The sequence below is a fragment of the Pseudomonas sp. GW823-FHT02C05 genome (assembly GCF_058797595.1).
The window spans coordinates 1,432,879-1,450,291 of the sequence record NZ_JBXAJU010000001.1 but is presented as its reverse complement, the minus strand read 5'-3'; the positions used below and the strand labels follow the sequence as shown (position 1 = coordinate 1,450,291).

General features: G+C 64.1%; 14 protein-coding genes. 6 read left to right on the top strand and 8 right to left on the bottom strand.

The features are described 5' to 3' along the window. The first annotated feature begins 259 nt into the window (after nt 1-259). The gene (gene pssA, locus AC1RGE_RS06535; RefSeq protein WP_015635793.1) at nt 260-1,603 is read left to right on the top strand and encodes a CDP-diacylglycerol--serine O-phosphatidyltransferase; all 1,344 of its coding nucleotides are present in this window, start codon (nt 260-262) and stop codon (nt 1,601-1,603) included. An 87-nt stretch (nt 1,604-1,690) separates the two neighbouring features. On the opposite strand, the gene AC1RGE_RS06530 is transcribed toward pssA, so the two are convergent. From AC1RGE_RS06530 to AC1RGE_RS06495, 8 genes are all read right to left on the bottom strand, one after another. Then, nucleotides 1,691-2,896, bottom strand: coding sequence for an MFS transporter (locus AC1RGE_RS06530; protein ID WP_492583711.1), 1,206 nt, complete (start codon nt 2,894-2,896; stop codon nt 1,691-1,693). A 294-nt stretch (nt 2,897-3,190) separates the two neighbouring features. Beyond that, complete coding sequence (efeO, locus tag AC1RGE_RS06525) at nt 3,191-4,015, bottom strand: iron uptake system protein EfeO (protein WP_011061541.1); 825 nt, start codon at nt 4,013-4,015, stop codon at nt 3,191-3,193. Between the two features lie 35 nt (nt 4,016-4,050). After that, on the bottom strand, nt 4,051-5,361 hold the full coding sequence (gene efeB / locus AC1RGE_RS06520; protein ID WP_492583709.1) for an iron uptake transporter deferrochelatase/peroxidase subunit: 1,311 nt from the start codon (nt 5,359-5,361) through the stop codon (nt 4,051-4,053). A gap of 15 nt (nt 5,362-5,376) precedes the next feature. Beyond that, entirely contained in the window at nt 5,377-6,576 is a 1,200-nt protein-coding gene (efeO, locus tag AC1RGE_RS06515; protein ID WP_103290910.1) for an iron uptake system protein EfeO, read from the bottom strand. An 8-nt stretch (nt 6,577-6,584) separates the two neighbouring features. Continuing rightward, entirely contained in the window at nt 6,585-7,433 is an 849-nt protein-coding gene (efeU, locus tag AC1RGE_RS06510) for an iron uptake transporter permease EfeU (protein WP_072441689.1), read from the bottom strand. Between the two features lie 261 nt (nt 7,434-7,694). Next, nucleotides 7,695-8,600 carry an AraC family transcriptional regulator gene (locus AC1RGE_RS06505; protein WP_011061537.1) on the bottom strand — a complete coding sequence of 302 codons (906 nt, stop codon included), beginning with the start codon at nt 8,598-8,600 and terminating at the stop codon, nt 7,695-7,697. A 243-nt stretch (nt 8,601-8,843) separates the two neighbouring features. After that, on the bottom strand, nt 8,844-10,142 hold the full coding sequence (locus AC1RGE_RS06500) for a glycosyltransferase (RefSeq protein ID WP_492583707.1): 1,299 nt from the start codon (nt 10,140-10,142) through the stop codon (nt 8,844-8,846). 83 nt (nt 10,143-10,225) lie between these two features. After that, on the bottom strand, nt 10,226-10,585 hold the full coding sequence (locus AC1RGE_RS06495) for a response regulator (RefSeq protein WP_011061535.1): 360 nt from the start codon (nt 10,583-10,585) through the stop codon (nt 10,226-10,228). Between the two features lie 256 nt (nt 10,586-10,841). On the opposite strand from AC1RGE_RS06495, the gene AC1RGE_RS06490 reads away from it, so the two are divergent. The 5 genes from AC1RGE_RS06490 (at nt 10,842) to AC1RGE_RS06470 (ending at nt 17,405) form a co-directional block, all read left to right on the top strand. Next, nucleotides 10,842-14,336, top strand: coding sequence for a response regulator (locus tag AC1RGE_RS06490; RefSeq protein WP_492583705.1), 3,495 nt, complete (start codon nt 10,842-10,844; stop codon nt 14,334-14,336). Beyond that, the gene (locus AC1RGE_RS06485) at nt 14,336-15,151 is read left to right on the top strand and encodes a CheR family methyltransferase (protein WP_011061533.1); all 816 of its coding nucleotides are present in this window, start codon (nt 14,336-14,338) and stop codon (nt 15,149-15,151) included. The genes AC1RGE_RS06490 and AC1RGE_RS06485 overlap by 1 nt, the downstream gene beginning before the upstream one ends. Continuing rightward, on the top strand, nt 15,148-15,756 hold the full coding sequence (locus AC1RGE_RS06480; RefSeq protein ID WP_011061532.1) for a chemotaxis protein CheB: 609 nt from the start codon (nt 15,148-15,150) through the stop codon (nt 15,754-15,756). Before AC1RGE_RS06485 ends, AC1RGE_RS06480 begins: the two co-directional genes overlap by 4 nt. Then, nucleotides 15,746-16,927 (top strand): hybrid sensor histidine kinase/response regulator, encoded by a 1,182-nt coding sequence (locus AC1RGE_RS06475; protein WP_011061531.1) that lies wholly within the window; start codon nt 15,746-15,748, stop codon nt 16,925-16,927. Before AC1RGE_RS06480 ends, AC1RGE_RS06475 begins: the two co-directional genes overlap by 11 nt. Before the next feature lie 100 nt (nt 16,928-17,027). Next, nucleotides 17,028-17,405 carry a response regulator gene (locus AC1RGE_RS06470; protein WP_011061530.1) on the top strand — a complete coding sequence of 126 codons (378 nt, stop codon included), beginning with the start codon at nt 17,028-17,030 and terminating at the stop codon, nt 17,403-17,405. Nucleotides 17,406-17,413 lie beyond the last annotated feature (8 nt).

The following is a 17,413-nucleotide window of genomic DNA, read 5'->3' as shown; positions in this document are numbered from 1 at the left end:
GGGGGCCCATTCGCCGGCAAGCCGGCTCCTACAGAAAAGCACATCGAATCTCTCCCTATATGTAGGAGCTGGCTTGCCAGCGAAGGTGTCATTGCGCCTTGGACAGGGCTTGGGGGCCCATTCGCCGGCAAGCCGGCTCCTGCGCACAGCGGGCGGTTGCTTTGCTGAGGGAGGGCGTTATACATGCCAGGCAGGGGACTCCGGCCGGTCCATGGTGTAAGCTCTTGCGCTCTTTGGATTTGAGCCACTGCGAGCCCTAATGCCGTCGCTTTTCAAACGTTCCCTGCTGCCCAAGCTGCGCAGCTTCCCACTGGCCGCCGAGGCTTTCACCACGCTGACCGGCGCCGCGCAGTTTCGCCGCACGCTGCTGGAGCAGATTGCCCAGGCACGCCGGCGCATCTATATCGTCGCGCTGTACCTGCAACAGGATGAAGCCGGCCAGGAAATCCTCGATGCCCTGCACGCCGCCAAGGCCGCCCGCCCCGAGCTGGAAGTGGTGGTCGTGGTTGACTGGCTGCGGGCCCAGCGCGGCCTGATCGGTGCCGGCAAGCAGCCGGGCAACTCGGCCTGGTACCAGCAAATGACCCGCACTCACGCCAGCGAGGTGCCGATCTACGGCGTGCCGGTACAGACCCGCGAGCTGTTCGGGGTGCTGCACCTCAAGGGTTTCGTCATCGACGACTGCGTGCTCTACAGCGGCGCCAGCCTGAACAACGTGTACCTGCACAAGTTCGACAAGTACCGCTTCGACCGTTACCACCTGCTGCACAACCAGGCGCTGGCCGACTCCATGCACCACCTGGTACAGCACGGCCTGGTGGAGTCGCGGGCAGTGCACCGCCTGGACCTGCCGAACCTGCCCACCACCCGCAGCCTGCGCAACGACATCGGCGATCTGCGCAGCCGCCTCAAGCACGCCACCTACGACACCACTGCCGGTGGCCTGGACAAGAGCGGGCTGTCGGTCAGCCCGTTGCTCGGGGTGGGCAAGGGCAACCCGTTGAACCGGGTGATCTGCGAGCTGATTGCCGGCGCCCAGCGCCAGCTGACCATCTGCACCCCGTATTTCAACCTGCCGCTGCCGGTGACCCGGGAGATCAACCGGGCTCTGGAGCGCGGGGTGAAGATCGACATCATCGTCGGCGACAAGACCGCCAACGACTTCTATATCCCGCCCAGCGAGCCGTTCAAGGTGATCGCCGCGCTGCCTTATCTGTATGAGATCAGCCTGCGGCGTTTTGCCAAGCGGCATCAGAAAGTGATCGACAACGGCCAGTTGAACCTGCACCTGTGGCGTGACGGTGACAACACCTACCACCTCAAGGGCATGTGGGTCGATGAGCGCTATACCTTGCTCACCGGCAACAACCTCAATCCGCGGGCCTTCCGCCTGGACCTGGAAAACGCCCTGTTGCTGGACGACCCCAAGGGCGAGCTGCTGCAGGCGCGCAACGCCGAACAGGCCGAGATCTATCGCCACACCCGCCGTATCGAGCACTTTCAGTACCTGGACAGCCTGGTGGACTATCCCGAGGCCGTGGGCAAGTTCCTGCGCCGGGTCAGCCGCGTGCGCATCGAGCGCTTGCTCTACCGCATGCTTTAACCCGTAGCCGCTGCCGAGGTCCACAGGACCTTCAGCAATCTCAAGAGCGGCGTCTGATTTGCAGCCGTTCGCAGCCTGCAGCAGCGGCTACAGGTCTTTGGGCTGCGGGGCGGGCCAGATGGCGATCAGTACCAGCAGCACCGCCGCCAGCAGGTAGGGCAGGCGCGGTTCGATGGCGTAGATCAGGCTGCCGGCCATGGGCCCGATGACCACGCCCAGGCCCTGGGCGGCGCCGATGCTGCCGGCAGTCGCGCCCTGTTCCGAGGCCTCTACGGCATTCGCCGCCAGGGCCGAGAACGACGGAAACACCCCACCCATGCCTGCCGCCGATACAAAGAACGCCAGCCACAAGCCCCAGGCGCTGTCCACCAGCATGCTGCCGGCATAACCCAGCGCCGACAGCAGGGCGCCGTAGCGGATCATCCGCAGCGGCGGCCATTCCAGCTTGCGCACCACCAACTGCGCGCAGATCAGCGCCACGCCGACCATGGCCAAGGCCACCCCGGCCGTCTGGGCGGCATCGGCGGGGCTCATGTGCAGCCGGTCCAGGGCATAGAAACTGACGGTGATCTGGGCCACCGACACACAGAGCATGGCGACAAAGGCCACCACCATGGGCCGGCGCAGTCGCGGGTCGCCCAGGCGTACCCGGGTCGGCGCCTGGGCCAGGTGCAGTTCCTGGCGCGGCAGTTGGTAGCGCAGCACCAGGAATGCCAGCAACGGCAGCACCGCCATGGCGTAGAACGGCAGGCTGAGGCTGTAGCGCGCCAGCAGCGCGGCCACCGCCGGGCCCAGTACCAGGCCCACGGCGTTGGCGGCGCCCAGGGTGGCCATGGCACGGGCGCGGTGCTGAGGCTCGACGTTATCGGCGATCAGAGCGAAGCCGCCCACCGGGATCGCCGCGTAGAAGGCGCCGATCAAGCCGCGGCCGAGCATCAGGCCGAGAAAGGCCATGGCGACGCTGGGCAGCGACTGCAGCGACAGGTCGATGAACAGGCACAAGGCCCAGTAGGCGAGTGTGAAGCCGGCGGTGCCCAGCAGCAGCACACGGCGCCGGCCGAAGCGGTCGCTGGCCTGGCCCCAGGGGCGCGCCAGGAGCATCCAGATCACCCCGGAAACGGTGACGGCCGCGCCGGCGTGCCAGGTTTCCAGGTGCAGGGCCCGGGAGATCGGGCCGATCAGCGAGACGAAGGCCATCATCGACATGGTGCAGGCCATATAGGCGGCCATCAGTGGAACCAGCGAGAAGGGTCTGACGGTCTGCGGCGCGCTGGCGGCTGTGGAGCGAGGCATGAAGGGTCTTCCATGAAAGTCGATGGGCCGTGAACGTTAACGGGATAACGTGTCACAGCCCAGACTTATCTGCATTCGTGATGATGTTGCCGGCGAAGAGGACCTTGAGCCGGGCGTTGTGCCCTGGGCCGCTTTCTCTGGCAAGCCAGCTCCTACGGGGGGGGCGGGGTGCTGTTCTGCTTGTGTAGGAGCCGGCTTGCCGGCGAAGAGGGCCTTGAGGCGGGCGTTGTGCCCAGGGCTGCTTTCGCTGGCAAGCCAGCTCCTACAGGGAGGATGGCGTGTTGGGTTCCGGGCTCAGTTCAGGCCCAGTTTGCCGCGCAGGGTGGAGAGGTCTTCGGCCAGGGTATTGACCGGGCCTACCAGGGCCTTGCGGTCGTTTTCCTTGACCTTGTCGTAGGTCATGAAGCCGCCGTCAGGGGTTTTGTACTTGGCCAGGATCTTGTTCACCGTGGCGAAGTTCTTGTCCACCTTGGCGACAAAGGCCTTGTCCTGCTTCTCGATCTGCGGACGGAACAGGTCGACGATTTTCTTCGCCCCGTCGATGTTGCCCTGGAAGTCGTAGAGGTCGGTATGGCTGTAGCGGTCTTCTTCACCGGAGATCTTGGTTGCGGCCACTTCTTCCAGCAGCGCGGCGGCGCCACCCACGACTTTTTCCGGCGGGAAGGTCAGGCCGGCGACGCGGGTCTGCAGGTCCTTGACGTCCTTGTTCAGGCCGTCGGCCAGCTCGCCCAGGCCTTCGGTGCTGTTTTCCGAGAACAGCGAGTATTCCAGGCGGTGGAAGCCGGTGAAGTCTTCGGCCTTGACGCCTTTCTCGTGGTCGTCGACCCGGGAGTCGATGGACGCGTCCAGGTCACTGAAGAGCTCGGCGATCGGTTCGATCGACTCGTAGTAGACCCGGGTCGGCGCGTAGAGCTTCTTGGCGGCGGCCAGGTCGCCCTTTTTCACCGCATCGGTGAACTGCTGGGTGTGGCTGGCCAGTTCGTCGAGCTGCTCGGTGACGTAGATCTTGTAGTCGGAGATCGGCCCCACCAGCTCCAGGGGCGCAGTTGCGGCGAACGCCGAAAGCGGCGCGTGGAGCAAGCCAAGGGTCAGCAACACAGCGAGAGGCGACTTTTTCATGGGACTTTTCCGTGGGGGTTGTTGTGTCATGGGTGTCAGGCAGTGCTTTTGGGCCGGGTGGCATCGAGCAGCGAACGCCCGATGAAATCCTCTTCGCCGGTGACCCCCGGCAAGGTGAAGAAGTAACCGCCGCCAGTGGGCTTGAGGTACTCCTCCAGGGGTTCGCCGTTCAGACGGGTCTGTACGGCGATGAAGCCTTTCTCCAGGTCGGCCTGGTAGCAGATGAACAGCAGGCCCATGTCCAGCTGGCCGTTCTTGTTGACCCCGTTGGAGTAGTTGAACGGCCGGCGCAGGATCAGGTTCTGCTGGCTCTGGGCAGTGCGCGGGTTGGCCAGGCGGATGTGGGCGTCGAGCTTGGTGACCTTGCCATGGGGGTCCCGGGCGTAGTCGGGCACCTGGCTTTCCTTCTGGCCGTCCATGGGCGCGCCACTGGTCTTGATCCGGCCGATGATGCTTTCCTGCTCCTGCAGCGGGGTGCGGTCCCAGCGTTCGACGAAGTTGCGGATGATCCGCACTGCCTGGTAGCTGCCATGGGCTGCCCAGGCCGGTTCGTCACTGCCGGGCTGGACCCAGACGATCTGCTGCATGGCCTTTTGGTCGTTGGAGTCGGGGTTGGCCGAGCCGTCGCGAAAGCCCAGGAAATTGCGCGCACTCTGCGCCGGCTCGCCGGGCTTGAGCGGGGCCTGGGGCGGTACGCTGCCTTCCTGTTTCCAGCGCACCAGCAGCAGGTCGGGCAGGTTCTTCACGATGTCGCGCAGGGCGTGGATATTGGTGTCGGCGGTGTTGGCGCAGAACTGCAGGCTCAGGTCGCCGTGGCAGCAGGCGGGCTCCAGGGCATCGTTGGGGAAGCCCACCATGCGGATCAGGCGCTTGGGTTTGGCCGCCTCCAGGCCGAAGCGCTCGTCGAACAGCGACTCGCCCACCGAGACGGTGATGGTCAGGTTGTCCGGGGTCACCACCGGGCCGAGGATGCCGGAATCCAGGGGCGGCAGTTTCGGGTCGACCTGGGCCACCGGGCCACCGCGCATGAGAAAGACAATGCGTTGGTCGAGGGTGCGAAACAGCCGTTCCAGGTCGTCGCGGTCGCTGGCCAGCACATCGAAGGACACCAGCATGCCCGCGGCCGGGCGCGGGGTGACGATGCCGCTCTGATGCTGGCCATGGAAGTCGTGGCGGTCCTGGGTCTTGTCGCTGCTGGGGGCTTCGGTGACCTGGGCGGGCGCGGCGGCCATGGCCGGGCAACTCAGGCTGCTGCCGGCCAGGGCCACGCCGGCGGCGCCCATGCCCAGCAGCACGCGCCGACGCTGGGCGGAAAAAGACGGATTGGACTGATCTGAATCGTTCATTGAAAACTCGTCTTGTTACAGGCCGGAAAGGCCAAGTGCGGGATCAATAGCGTCGAGGGCGTCGGCCAGGGCCTTGGCTTTGTCGGCGATCTCTTTGCGCTGCCGGGCGTCGACCTGGTCGTAGGCCACATAGCCGAAGCCGTCGCGCAGGCTGGCCAGGCGAGTGGCCAGGGCATCGGCGGCGCTGTCCACCTGGGGCAGCAATTGGGCCGCGGACTTGGCCAGCAGCGGCCGCAGCAGGTCGATGACCTTGCGCGTGGTTTCCAGGTTGGCGGCAAAGCCGTTGAGGTCGCCGTGGCTGTAGCGTTCCTCTTCACCGCTGCTGGCCCGCAGGTCGGCCAGGCTGCGCATGTTGCGCGCGACGATGCTCACCAATTGCTCCGGTGGCAGGGTCTGGGCCAGCAACTGTTCCTTGAGGCTGACCACGTCGCTGGACAGGCGCTGAGCTACGGGAGCCAGGCCTGCCAGGTCATTTTTCTGGAACAGGCCGTATTCCAGGCGGTGGAAACCGCTGAAGCCCGGATCCTGTTCGCGCTGTTCGAAATAATCGGCACGGGCGTTGATGGTGTTGTCCAGCTCGGCCAGGCGCTGGGCCGCCGGGGCCAGGCGCTGATAGGCTGCGCGGGCCGGCAGGTACAGCGCCTGGGCCTGTTTCAGGTCGCCGGCGTCTATGGCCTGCTGCAAGGCGTTCACTGCCTTGACCAGGGCACTGCCCTGGGTGCTGAGGTAGACCCGGAACTCCGACAGCGGGCCGATAAAGGCCACCATCGACGGCCGCGCCTTGGCCTGGGCGTCGGACTCGGCGGTCGGGGTCACGTGCAGGGTGCCGCGGGGGTTGCTCAAAAGCCCGCAGGTGATGGCGTAGTCCCCTGGCTGCAGGTTGGCGTTGATCACCTGGCTCAGGCCCGGGGCGATGTTTTCCCGTTCCTCCACCACCAGCACGCCGTCGAGAATTTCCCATTCCACGGCGCGATCCGAACGGTTGACGATGCGGAAGCTGGCGCGCCCGGCCGGGACTGTCAGCGCGTTGGGTTCACAACTCTTGGGGTGGATGGTCACGGTGATCTCGCCCTGGTGGGCCTGGCGCTTGCTGGCGGCCAGTTGCGAGGCGTAGTAGAACAGCCCGCCGGCGGCGATCATGACGATCACCGAACCGGCAACCGCCCAGCGCAGAGCGCGGGGAGGCGAGGCCTGGGGAGAGGCTTGCTGGGTCATGGGGAGCCTTACTGACTGGAAACGGAAGACGTTGAGCCGGGCGCCTTGGCTGGGGCGCCGCCGGGCAGGAAGAACAGCACCAGGGTCACGGCCAGGTACAGCACATAGGCGCCGAGGGTGCTGATGGTGGGGGCGTCCTGGTAGCCGAACATGCCGGCCAGTACCGAACCCACCGGGCCATCCATGGGCAGGCTGGCGCTGAAGTCGAAGAGTACGGTCTGCAGGTGGTTCCAGACCCCGGCTTCATGCAGGGCCTGCACCGAATTGGCGAGGATGCCGGCGGCCACCACCAGGATGAACAGCCCGGTCCAGCGAAAGAAGGCGCCAAGGTTCAGGCGCATGCTGCCGGTGTAGATCAGGAAGCCGACGATGATCGCTGAGATCAGGCCCAGCAGGGCGCCTACGGGCGCGCCCGGGCCTTCGCTCTGCTGGAACACCGCCAGCAGGAAGAACACGGTTTCCAGGCCTTCGCGGGCCACGGCGAAGAACACCATGGCGATCAGCGCCGTGACCTGGTGCTTGGAGCCGGCCAGGGCGTGGTCCAGGGAGACATGCAGGGAATGTTTGATCGAACGCGCCACCTTGCGCATCCAGAACACCATGGAACTGAGGATGCCCACGGCCACCAGGCCGACGATGCCTTCGAAGAGTTCCTGCTGCTTCTGCGGGAATTCGGCGCTCATCAGTTCCAGGCCGCCGCCCACCAGCAGGGCCAGGGCCGCGGCGAGGAAGACCCCGATCCACACGGCGGGCATCCACTGGCCACGGCCAGTCTGTTTCAGGTAGCTGGCGATGATGCCAACGATAAGCGCGGCTTCAATCCCTTCGCGCAACATGATCAGAAATGGAACGAGCATTCAGCACCGGTGGGCAAATAGGCTAGGGGGTAATTTGTAACATAATGATACTCATTGCTAAATGAAGATTATTGACAACTGCTGAACGGAAGCTGAACGGGTCTCGTTTACCAAGCCTGGACCGGTTTGTCGGCTCTTGCGGGCGATTGTTCCTGGCGCCGGGCGTGGGGGCGCCTTCGCTGGTGTGATATTTGGGGGTGCCCTTGTAGGAGCCGGCTTGCCGGCGAAGAGGCCCTTGAGCCCTGCGCCGAGCGTGGGTCCTCAGCCGAGGTTCTGTTCGGTCAGGCGTTGCACCGCCAGGCGGCGGTAGTGGGAGGGGGTCATGCCCTTGAGCTGCTGGAAGCGCCGGTTGAAGTTGGAAATGTTGTTGAAGCCCGACTCGAAGCACACGTCGGTCACCGGTTTGTCGCCGTCGGCCAGCAGTTCACAGGACTTGCTGATGCGCAGCCGGTTGACGAACTCGACGAAGCAGCGCCCCGTGGCCTGCTTGAACACCCGGGAAAAATAGCTGGGCTTCATGCCCAGGTAGTCGGCCACTTCCTCCAGGGGCAACTCCCGGGCGTAGTGGGCAAAGATGTAGTCCACCGCGCGGTTGGTGCGGTCGACGCTGTGTTCGTCCGCCAGTTGCACGCTGGTGGCGCCGGACAGCAACTGGTAGTCGTCGCAGGCCGCCAGCAGCTCCATGAGGATGAGGAAGTGGCCAAGGCGGGTGATGCCGCTGGAGTCGGCGATGCGCTGCATCAGTGGCAGGGCCTGGGCGATGGTTTGCGGGCAGCGGAACTCGATGCCGTACTGCGCCCGCTCCAGCAGCGGGCTGAGGTTCTTCAGCTCGGCGAACACCTGGCTGCCACTGTCGAACAGCTCATCGGTGAAGTTCACCAGCATGTCGCGCTTGGCCACCACTTCGTCCTCGGCCACCTGGCTGATCCAGTTGTGGGGCAGGTTGGGGCCGGTGAGAAACAGCGTCTGCGGGTAGAAGTTGCCGATGTAGTCGCCGATGAACACCTTGCCGGAGCTGGCGACTATCAGGTGCAGCTCGTATTCCTTGTGGAAATGCCAGCGCACCAGAGGGCAGGGGAAGCCGTGCTGGCGATAGATGATGGACAGGCCGTTGTGGTCGTCCATCAACTCATAGGAGGGGTCGGTGATCTTGCCGGGTCGGCTCATGGCGCGGGCCTGTTCTTGTTGTAGGCCCGGCTGATAATGCCTCGTGGCCCGCTCGCGCACCAGAGAAGGCGTTCTCAGGGTTGGCGCCCTGTTCGCCGGCAAGCCGGCTCCTACAAGAACACCGCCGATATCACGCCAACTGTAGGAGCTGGCTTGCCAGCGAAGGCGGCCTCACGTTCGGCGCAAATCCCAGGGCCTGTTCGCCGGCAAGCGCACCGCCGGCAGTGCGCCAGCGAAGAAGGGTCAGGAGGCCGGGCGGTTTTTCGCTTCGATCCACTGCGCCATGTACTGGGTGCTCTTGTGATGGTGGTGACGCAGCATGGCGCCAGTGAAGTTGTCCCGGCGCAGTTGCTCCAGGTGCTGGCGGCAGTGTTGCAGGCGCTGGATCAGCGCCGGGCCGTGGACTTGCTGGCGGTAGCGCGCTTCGAGCAACTGCCGGCCATCCGCCTGGGCCTGCTCCCACAGCTGCCGGTCCTGATAGAGGCGCACCGCGGCGGCCGCCAGACCACTGGCGGATTCAGCCACCGCCCCCGGCCATGGCAGGCCGTCCTGGGACATGGATTCGCTGCCCACCGGGGTGGTGACGCTGGGCGTGCCGCAAAGCATGGCATCGAGCAGCTTGCCCTTGATCCCGGCGCCGAAACGCAGGGGCGCCAGGCAGATCCGCGCTGCACTCATCACCTGCAGCGCATCCTCGGCCCAGTTCATGATGTGAAAGCCCTGGGCCGGGTTGTGCAGCGCCGCGGCCTTGGGCGGGGTGTAGGCGCCGTACAGGTGCAATTGCGCGCCGGGCAATTGCTGGCGGATCAGCGGCCATACGCGGTTCTTCATCCACAGCACGGCGTCCCAGTTCGGCGCATGGCGAAAGTTGCCGATGCTCAGCAAGTGCGCCCGCTGCTCGAAGGGAGCAAAGCCCTGCGGCAGTTGCTCGAGCATCAGCGGGCACCAGTGCAGCAGGGCCGGCGGCAAATGGAACTGTTGCACCAGCAGCTCGATTTCCACCTCGGAGATCATCAGGCTCAGGTCGCAGCGATAGATGGCGGCGATCTCGCGCTTGGCCAGGTCGGTGACGGCCATGTGCTGGAATTCCTGCTCCGGCGCCTGGGCGAACAGCGGGCTGAAGTCGTCTTCCTCGGTGCCCTCCTTGAGAACATCCTTGAGGCGCTGGTGCCGGGCATGACGCAGGCATTGCAGGTCGGAGGTCTCCAGCACCCGCAGGGCATTCGGGCAATGCTGCTCCACCCGCCAGCCGAACTGTTCCTCCATCATGAACTGGTCGAACAGCACGATATCCGGTGCCAGCTTGGCGACGAAACGGTCAAAGCTGGCGTTGTTGAGTTCGATCGGGCATTCACGAATGCCCAGGGCCGTCAGGTCTTCCTTGTGTTCGCCCTCGTTGGCCGGGCTGCTGAAGGTCAGCTCCCAGCCCTGGTCGAGGAAACTCTGGAGGATCTGCATCATGTGCCCGCTGGCGGCGGAGGAGCGGGGTTCGGGCCAGACGTAACCAATGATCAGGACTTTGGTTGCGGCGGTGGGACTCATGAGCGGGCATTCCTGGCAGGCGGGGGGTAAAAAAGGCCGCCATTAAACCACAGCGCGCCAGCGCCCGAGCAGGCTGCCTGCCCTCAGCCGAGAATGCTGCGCACCTTGTCGCGCAGTTGGTCGATGGAAAACGGCTTGCCGATGACCGACATGCCGGCCGGCACCTCGATGGACTCGGCGTAACCACTGGCGAACAGCACCGGCAACTGCGGCCGCAGGGTGCGGGCACGCTCCGCCAGCTCGCGGCCGTTCATCCCGGGCAGGCCGACATCGGTCATCAGCAGGTCGATATGTTGCCCGGCGTCCTCCAGCAGGCTCAGGGCCGCTTCGCTGCCGTCGGCCTCCAGCACGCTGAACTCCAGTTCTTCAAGGACATCGACAATCAGCATGCGCACGATGGCATCGTCTTCGACGACTAGGATGGTGGAGGCGCTGGCGGGCATAGGGACACTCTCAAGAAATGAATTCGGCGGGGCAGTGCGGCAGGCAGCCCTGTGCATCAGTAAGTGCCGGCTTGCCACAAGTTCCCGAAGCTGTACAAAAAATTCCCCTTGTACAAGCGTCGGCAAGAATAACCGCTTCCTTTGTCCCACGGCAGGACAAATCGCAAGCGAGCGCTACCTTGGTTATAAAAAATAGCTGTCCTGGCTGAATGTGGGGCAAACTTCGTTTTTTTTCACCAGCGCCAAGGCCCATCAAATGATTCGTCCGTCCTCGGTTGATGAACAGAGTTTCCGCAAGCTGCTGACCCGCAACATCAGCCTGCCGCTGGGTGTCGGTGTACTCAGCGCGATTTTTTTCGTGTCCCTGATCACCTACCTGCTCTCGGTCATCCAGTGGGTGCAGCACACTGATCGAGTGATCAACAACCTCAACGAGTCGGCGCGCCTGACCATCGACCTGGAAACCGGCATGCGCGGCTTCCTGATCACTGGCGACGAGCATTTTCTGGACCCCTACGAAGTGGCCAAGCCGCGCATCGTCAGCGAACTGAGCAGCTTGCAGGAGCTGGTGGCGGACAACCCGCAGCAGGTGGACCGGCTCAAGCGCCTGGAAGCCCTGCAAGTGGAGTGGAACAACTTTGCCCAGGGCATGATCGACCTGCGCCGGCAGAGCGGTGATTACCGCGGGGCGGTGCAGGCCGGGCGTGGCAAGCGCCTGACTGATGAGATCCGCAAGGAATACGACGACGCGGTGGCCATGGAGCAGCAGTTGCGCCTGGAGCGCAACGAGAGCGTCACCCGCACCACCATTTTCAGCGTGGTGCTGTACCTGCTGTTCGTGGTAGGCATCAGCGCGCTGCTGGCCTACATCGGCCGTCGTGACCTGCTGGCCCTGTCCAAGAGCTACAGCGACAACCTCGAAGCCCAGGAAAAGAGCGCCCGGCGCCTGGAACAGCAGGCCTGGTTGCGCAACGGCCAGACCGAGCTGGCCGAGCAGATGCTCGGCCAGCTGAGCCTGAACCTGCTGGGGCGCAACATCCTGCAATTCTGCGCCCAGTACCTGGGCACACCGGTGGCGGCGCTCTATGTGCGCGAGGAGCACGGTGGCCTCAGGCGCGTGGCGTCCTATGGCTTCTCCCGGGAGCAGGAAGCCCAGGAACAGTCGCTGTACAGTGACGAAGGGCTGGTGGGGCAGGCCGCGCAGCACAAGCGCCTGATCCGTCTGGACGAGGTGCCTGCCGATTACTTCAAGGTCAGCTCCGGCCTGGGCGATGGTTCGCCGCGCAGCGTGCTGGTGGTGCCAACTCGTGACGACGACCGGGTCAACGGGGTGATCGAGCTGGGCTTCCTGCGGGCCTTGAGCGAGCACGACGTCGAGCTGCTGGAACTGATTGCCGGCAATATCGGCACCTCCATCGAGGCCGCGCGTTATCGCCAGCGCCTGCAGGAAGTGCTGGCCGAGACCCAGCAGCTCAACGAAGAGCTGCAAGTGCAGCAAGAAGAGCTCAAGACCGCCAACGAGGAGCTGGAAGAGCAGTCGCGGATCCTCAAGGAATCCCAGGTGCACCTGGAAACCCAGCAGGTGGAGCTGGAACAGACCAACGAGCAACTGGCGGAGCAGGCGCAGATCCTGGCCGATCAGCGCGACGCCATGGACCGCAAGAACAACGAGCTCAACGAGGCCCAGACCCAGCTCGAGGAGCGCGCCGAAGAGTTGCAACGCTCCAGCAAGTACAAGTCCGAGTTCCTTGCCAACATGTCCCACGAACTGCGCACGCCGCTCAACAGCTCGCTGATCCTGGCCAAGCTGCTGGCGGAAAACCCCCAGGAAAACCTCAGCGCCGAGCAGGTCAAGTTCGCCGAGTCGATCTATTCAGCGGGCAATGACCTGCTGAACCTGATCAACGACATCCTCGACATCTCCAAGGTCGAGGCCGGCAAGCTCGAAGTGCGTCCGGAGAACGCCAGCGTGCCGCGCCTGGTGGACGGGCTGCGCAGCCTGTTCCAGCCGCTGACCCAGGACAGGGGCCTGGAATTCAAGGTGGAGCTGCAACCGGGAGCGCCGCAGATGCTGTTCACCGACCGCCAGCGGGTCGAGCAGATTCTCAAGAACCTGCTGTCCAATGCGGTCAAGTTCACCGAGAAGGGCCAGGTGAGCCTCACGGTGTCCGCTCAGCCGGGGGCCGGTATCGCCTTTGCGGTGCAGGATTCGGGGATTGGCATTGCCCAGGATCAGCAGCAAAGCATCTTCGAGGCCTTCCGCCAGGCCGACGGCACCACCAACCGGCGTTATGGCGGCACCGGCCTGGGGCTGTCGATCTCCCGGGATCTGGCGACCCTGCTCGGCGGCTCCATCAGCGTCAGCAGCGAACCCGGCCGCGGCAGTATCTTCACCCTGGTGCTGCCGGAGCAGTACCAGGAGGCCGCCGAGCCGCTGGTGGCGCCGCCGGCCCCAGTCGCGCCCGTGGCCGCGCCTCAGCCTGCCAGCCTGCCGCAGCCGGTGGCCGAGGCCCCGGGGGCGGACATTCCGCGCTTCGCCGATGACCGCGACAAGGCGCCATTCAGCAGTCGTTGCATCCTGGTGGTGGAAGATGAGGCGAACTTTGCCCACATCCTCTTCGACCTGGCCCACGAGCTGGGTTACCACTGCCTGGTGGCCCACGGCGCCGACGAAGGTTACAGCCTGGCTGCCCAGTTCATCCCGGACGCCATCCTGCTGGACATGCGCCTGCCGGACCACTCCGGCCTGACCGTGTTGCAGCGCCTCAAGGAGAACGCCCAGACCCGGCACATCCCGGTGCACGTGATTTCGGTGGAAGACCGGGTGGAAGCGGCCATGCACATGGGCGCCGTGGGCTATGCGGTGAAACCCACCACCCGCGAGGAGCTCAAGGATGTCTTCGCCCGCCTGGAAGCCAAGCTGACGCAGAAGGTCAAGCGCGTGCTGCTGGTGGAGGACGACGACCTGCAACGCGACAGCATTGCCCGGTTGATCGGTGACGATGACATCGAGATCACCGCCGTGGGCCTGGCCCAGGAGGCTCTGGACCTGCTGCGCGAGAACGTCTACGACTGCATGGTCATCGACCTCAAGCTGCCGGACATGCTCGGCAACGACCTGCTCAAGCGCATGTCCACCGAGGATATCTGCTCCTTCCCGCCGGTGATCGTCTACACCGGGCGCAACCTGACCCGGGATGAAGAGGCCGAGCTGCGCAAGTATTCGCGCTCGATCATCATCAAGGGCGCGCGCTCGCCGGAGCGCCTGCTGGATGAAGTGACGCTTTTTCTGCACAAAGTCGAATCCCAGCTGTCCCATGAACGGCAGAAGATGCTCAAGACCGCCCGCAGCCGCGACAAGGTCTTCGAGGGCCGCAAGATCCTCCTGGTGGATGATGACGTGCGCAACATCTTTGCCCTGACCAGCGCCCTGGAACACAAGGGCGCGGTAGTGGTGATCGGCCGTAACGGCCATGAAGCCATTGCCAGGCTCAATGAGGTCGAGGATATCGACCTGGTGCTGATGGACGTGATGATGCCGGAGATGGACGGTTTCGAAGCCACGGTGCAGATCCGCAAGGACCCGCGCTGGCGCAAGCTGCCGATCATCGCGGTCACCGCCAAGGCCATGAAGGATGACCAGGAGCGCTGCCTGCAGGCCGGCTCCAACGATTACCTGGCCAAGCCCATTGACCTGGACCGGCTGTTTTCCCTTATCCGTGTGTGGCTACCCAAGATGGAAAGAATTTAGTGGAGCGTAATACCGAGATCGAACTGCGTTTGCTGATCGAAGCTATTTACCTCAAGTACAGCTACGACTTCCGCGACTACTCAGGTGCCTCGATCAAGCGCCGGGTCAACCACGCTTTGCGCCAGTTCGAATGCAAGACCATTTCTGCGTTGCAGGAGCGGGTGCTGCACGACCCCACCGCGTTCATGCAGTTGCTGCAGTTCCTGACCATTCCGGTGAGCGAGATGTTTCGCGACCCGTCGCACTTTCTGGCGATCCGCCAGGAGGTGGTGCCGCTGCTCAAGACCTATCCTTCGATCAAGATCTGGATCGCCGGCTGCAGCACCGGGGAGGAGGTCTACTCCATGGCCATCCTGCTGCGCGAAGAGGGGCTGCTGGAGCGCACCATCATCTATGCCACCGACATCAACCCCAGCTCCCTGGAGAAGGCCAAGCAAGGCATCTTTTCCCTGGAGAACGTGCGGGCCTACACCCACAACTACCAGCAGGCCGGCGGCCAGCGCTCCTTTGCCGACTACTACACCGCGGCCTACGACTACGCGATCTTCGACAAGAGCCTGCGCGAGAACGTGACCTTCGCCGACCACAGCCTGGCGACCGACAGTGTATTCTCTGAAACTCAATTAATTTCTTGTCGTAACGTATTGATTTATTTCAATAAAAAGTTGCAGGATCGTGCCTTCGGACTGTTTCACGAGTCCCTCTGCCATCGTGGTTTCCTGGTGCTGGGCAGCAAGGAAACCCTGGACTTCTCCGCCTATGGCAAGCACTTCGAGCCCTTGGTCAAACAAGAACGGATCTATCGCAAGACATGAGCCAGGAGATTGTCAGCCAGGGTTTCTGGCCGCAGATCGAGGCGATCGTGGTAGGGGCCTCTGCGGGTGGGGTCGAAGCCTTGCTGAAGCTGTTCAGCGGTTTCGCCCAGGGTTTCCGCCTGCCGGTGATCGTGGTCCTGCACCTGCCCGACGAGCGCCGCAGCCAGCTGGCCGAAGTCTTCGACCGGCGTCTGGCGCTGGCGGTGAAGGAGGCCGACGACAAGGAGCAGATCGTGCCTGGCACCCTGTACTTCGCCGCGCCCGGCTATCACTTGTCGGTGGAGCAGGACCGCAGCCTGTCCCTGAGCCAGGAAGAACGCCTGCACCACTCACGCCCGGCCATCGACTACCTGTTCGAGTCCGCCGCCGATGCCTATGGCCGGAACCTGGCCGCGGTGCTCCTGACCGGGGCCAACCAGGATGGCGCCCGCGGCCTGGCCGAGGTCAAGCGCCAGGGTGGCCTGACCATCGTCCAGGATCCCAATGAGGCCCATGTCTCGACCATGCCGGACGCCGCCCTGGCCCTGCATCAACCGGACTACATTCTCCCTTTGCGCGGCATCAGCCGTCTGCTTGCCGAGCTGGAAGGAACCCATGTTAAGTAATATTCAAGCCAAGCTGCTGATCGTCGACGATCTGCCGGAGAACCTGCTGGCCCTGGAGGCGCTGATCAAGCGCGAGGACCGTACGGTGTACAAGGCGCTGTCGGCTGACGAAGCCTTGTCGCTGCTGCTCCAGCATGAGTTCGCCATGGCTATCCTCGATGTGCAGATGCCCGGCATGAACGGCTTCGAGCTGGCCGAGCTGATGCGCGGCACCGAGAAGACCAAGAACATTCCCATCGTCTTCGTCAGCGCCGCCGGGCGCGAGCTCAACTACGCCTTCAAGGGCTACGAGAGCGGGGCGGTGGACTTTCTGCACAAGCCCCTGGACATCCACGCGGTGAAGAGCAAGGTCAACGTATTCGTCGACCTGTACCGCCAGAGCAAGGCCATGAAGCAGCAGGTCGAGGCCCTGGAGCAGAGCCGGCGCGAGCAGGAAGCGCTGCTCCAGAAGCTCCAGGCCACTCAGAACGAGCTGGAGCAGGCGGTGCGCATGCGCGATGACTTCATGTCCATCGTCGCCCACGAAGTGCGTACGCCGCTCAATGGCCTGATTCTCGAGACCCAGCTGCGCAAGATGCACCTGGCCCGGGAGAACGCCGCGGCCTTCAGCCTGGACAAGATGCACGCCATGGTCGACCGCGACGAGCGCCAGATCAAAAGCCTGATCCGCCTGATCGAGGACATGCTGGACATCTCGCGCATCCGTACCGGCAAGCTGTCGATCCGCCCCTCGCGGTTCGATCTGGCGCAGCTGGTGCGCGGGCTGGTGGAAAACTTCGCGCCTCAGGTGGAAGCGGCGCAGTCGTCCCTGAGCCTGCAGGCCGAGCAGCCCCTGGAGGGCAACTGGGACGAGTTCCGCATCGAACAGGTGGTTTCCAACCTGCTGACCAACGCCCTGCGCTACGGCGCCAAGAGCCCGATCGAAGTGCGGGTCTATGCCCAGGACGGCGAGGCTCGGGTCGAGGTGCGTGACCACGGCATCGGTATCAGCGAAGACAACCAGAAGCGCATTTTTCAGCAGTTCGAACGGGTCAGTGCCAACCACGTGGCGGCGGGGCTGGGCCTGGGGCTGTTCATTTCCGAGCAGATCGTCACCGCCCATGGTGGTGCCATCAGTGTCGAGAGCCGGATCGGCGAGGGCGCGCTGTTTCGCGTCAGCCTGCCCCTGTAGAGGCCCGTTGGCCGGTGAATCATTAAAAGCGTAACGCGCACGCAACCTCTGCGTGACCCAATGGTCGTAACAGCAGCAATTGACCGAGCAAAGGTTTTCCATGAGTGAAGATGCACAAGACGTCGTACTGATCGTCGAAGATGAACCAGTGATCCTGATGCTTCTGGCCGACTACCTGTCGGGCCTGGGATACCGGGTGCTGCAGGCCGAGAATGGCGAGCAGGCGTTCGAGATTCTCGCCAGCAAGCCGCACCTGGACGTGATGATCACCGATTACCGCCTGCCGGGCGGGATCACCGGGGTGATGATCGCCGAGCCCGCCGTGAAGCTGCGTCCGGATCTGAAGGTGATTTTCATCAGCGGCTACCCCAACGAAATCCTCGAATGCGGCAGCCCCATCACCCGCAAGGCGCCGATCCTGGCCAAGCCCTTCGACCTCAACAGCCTGCAGGAACAGATCCAGCAATTGCTGGCTTGAAGCCCGGC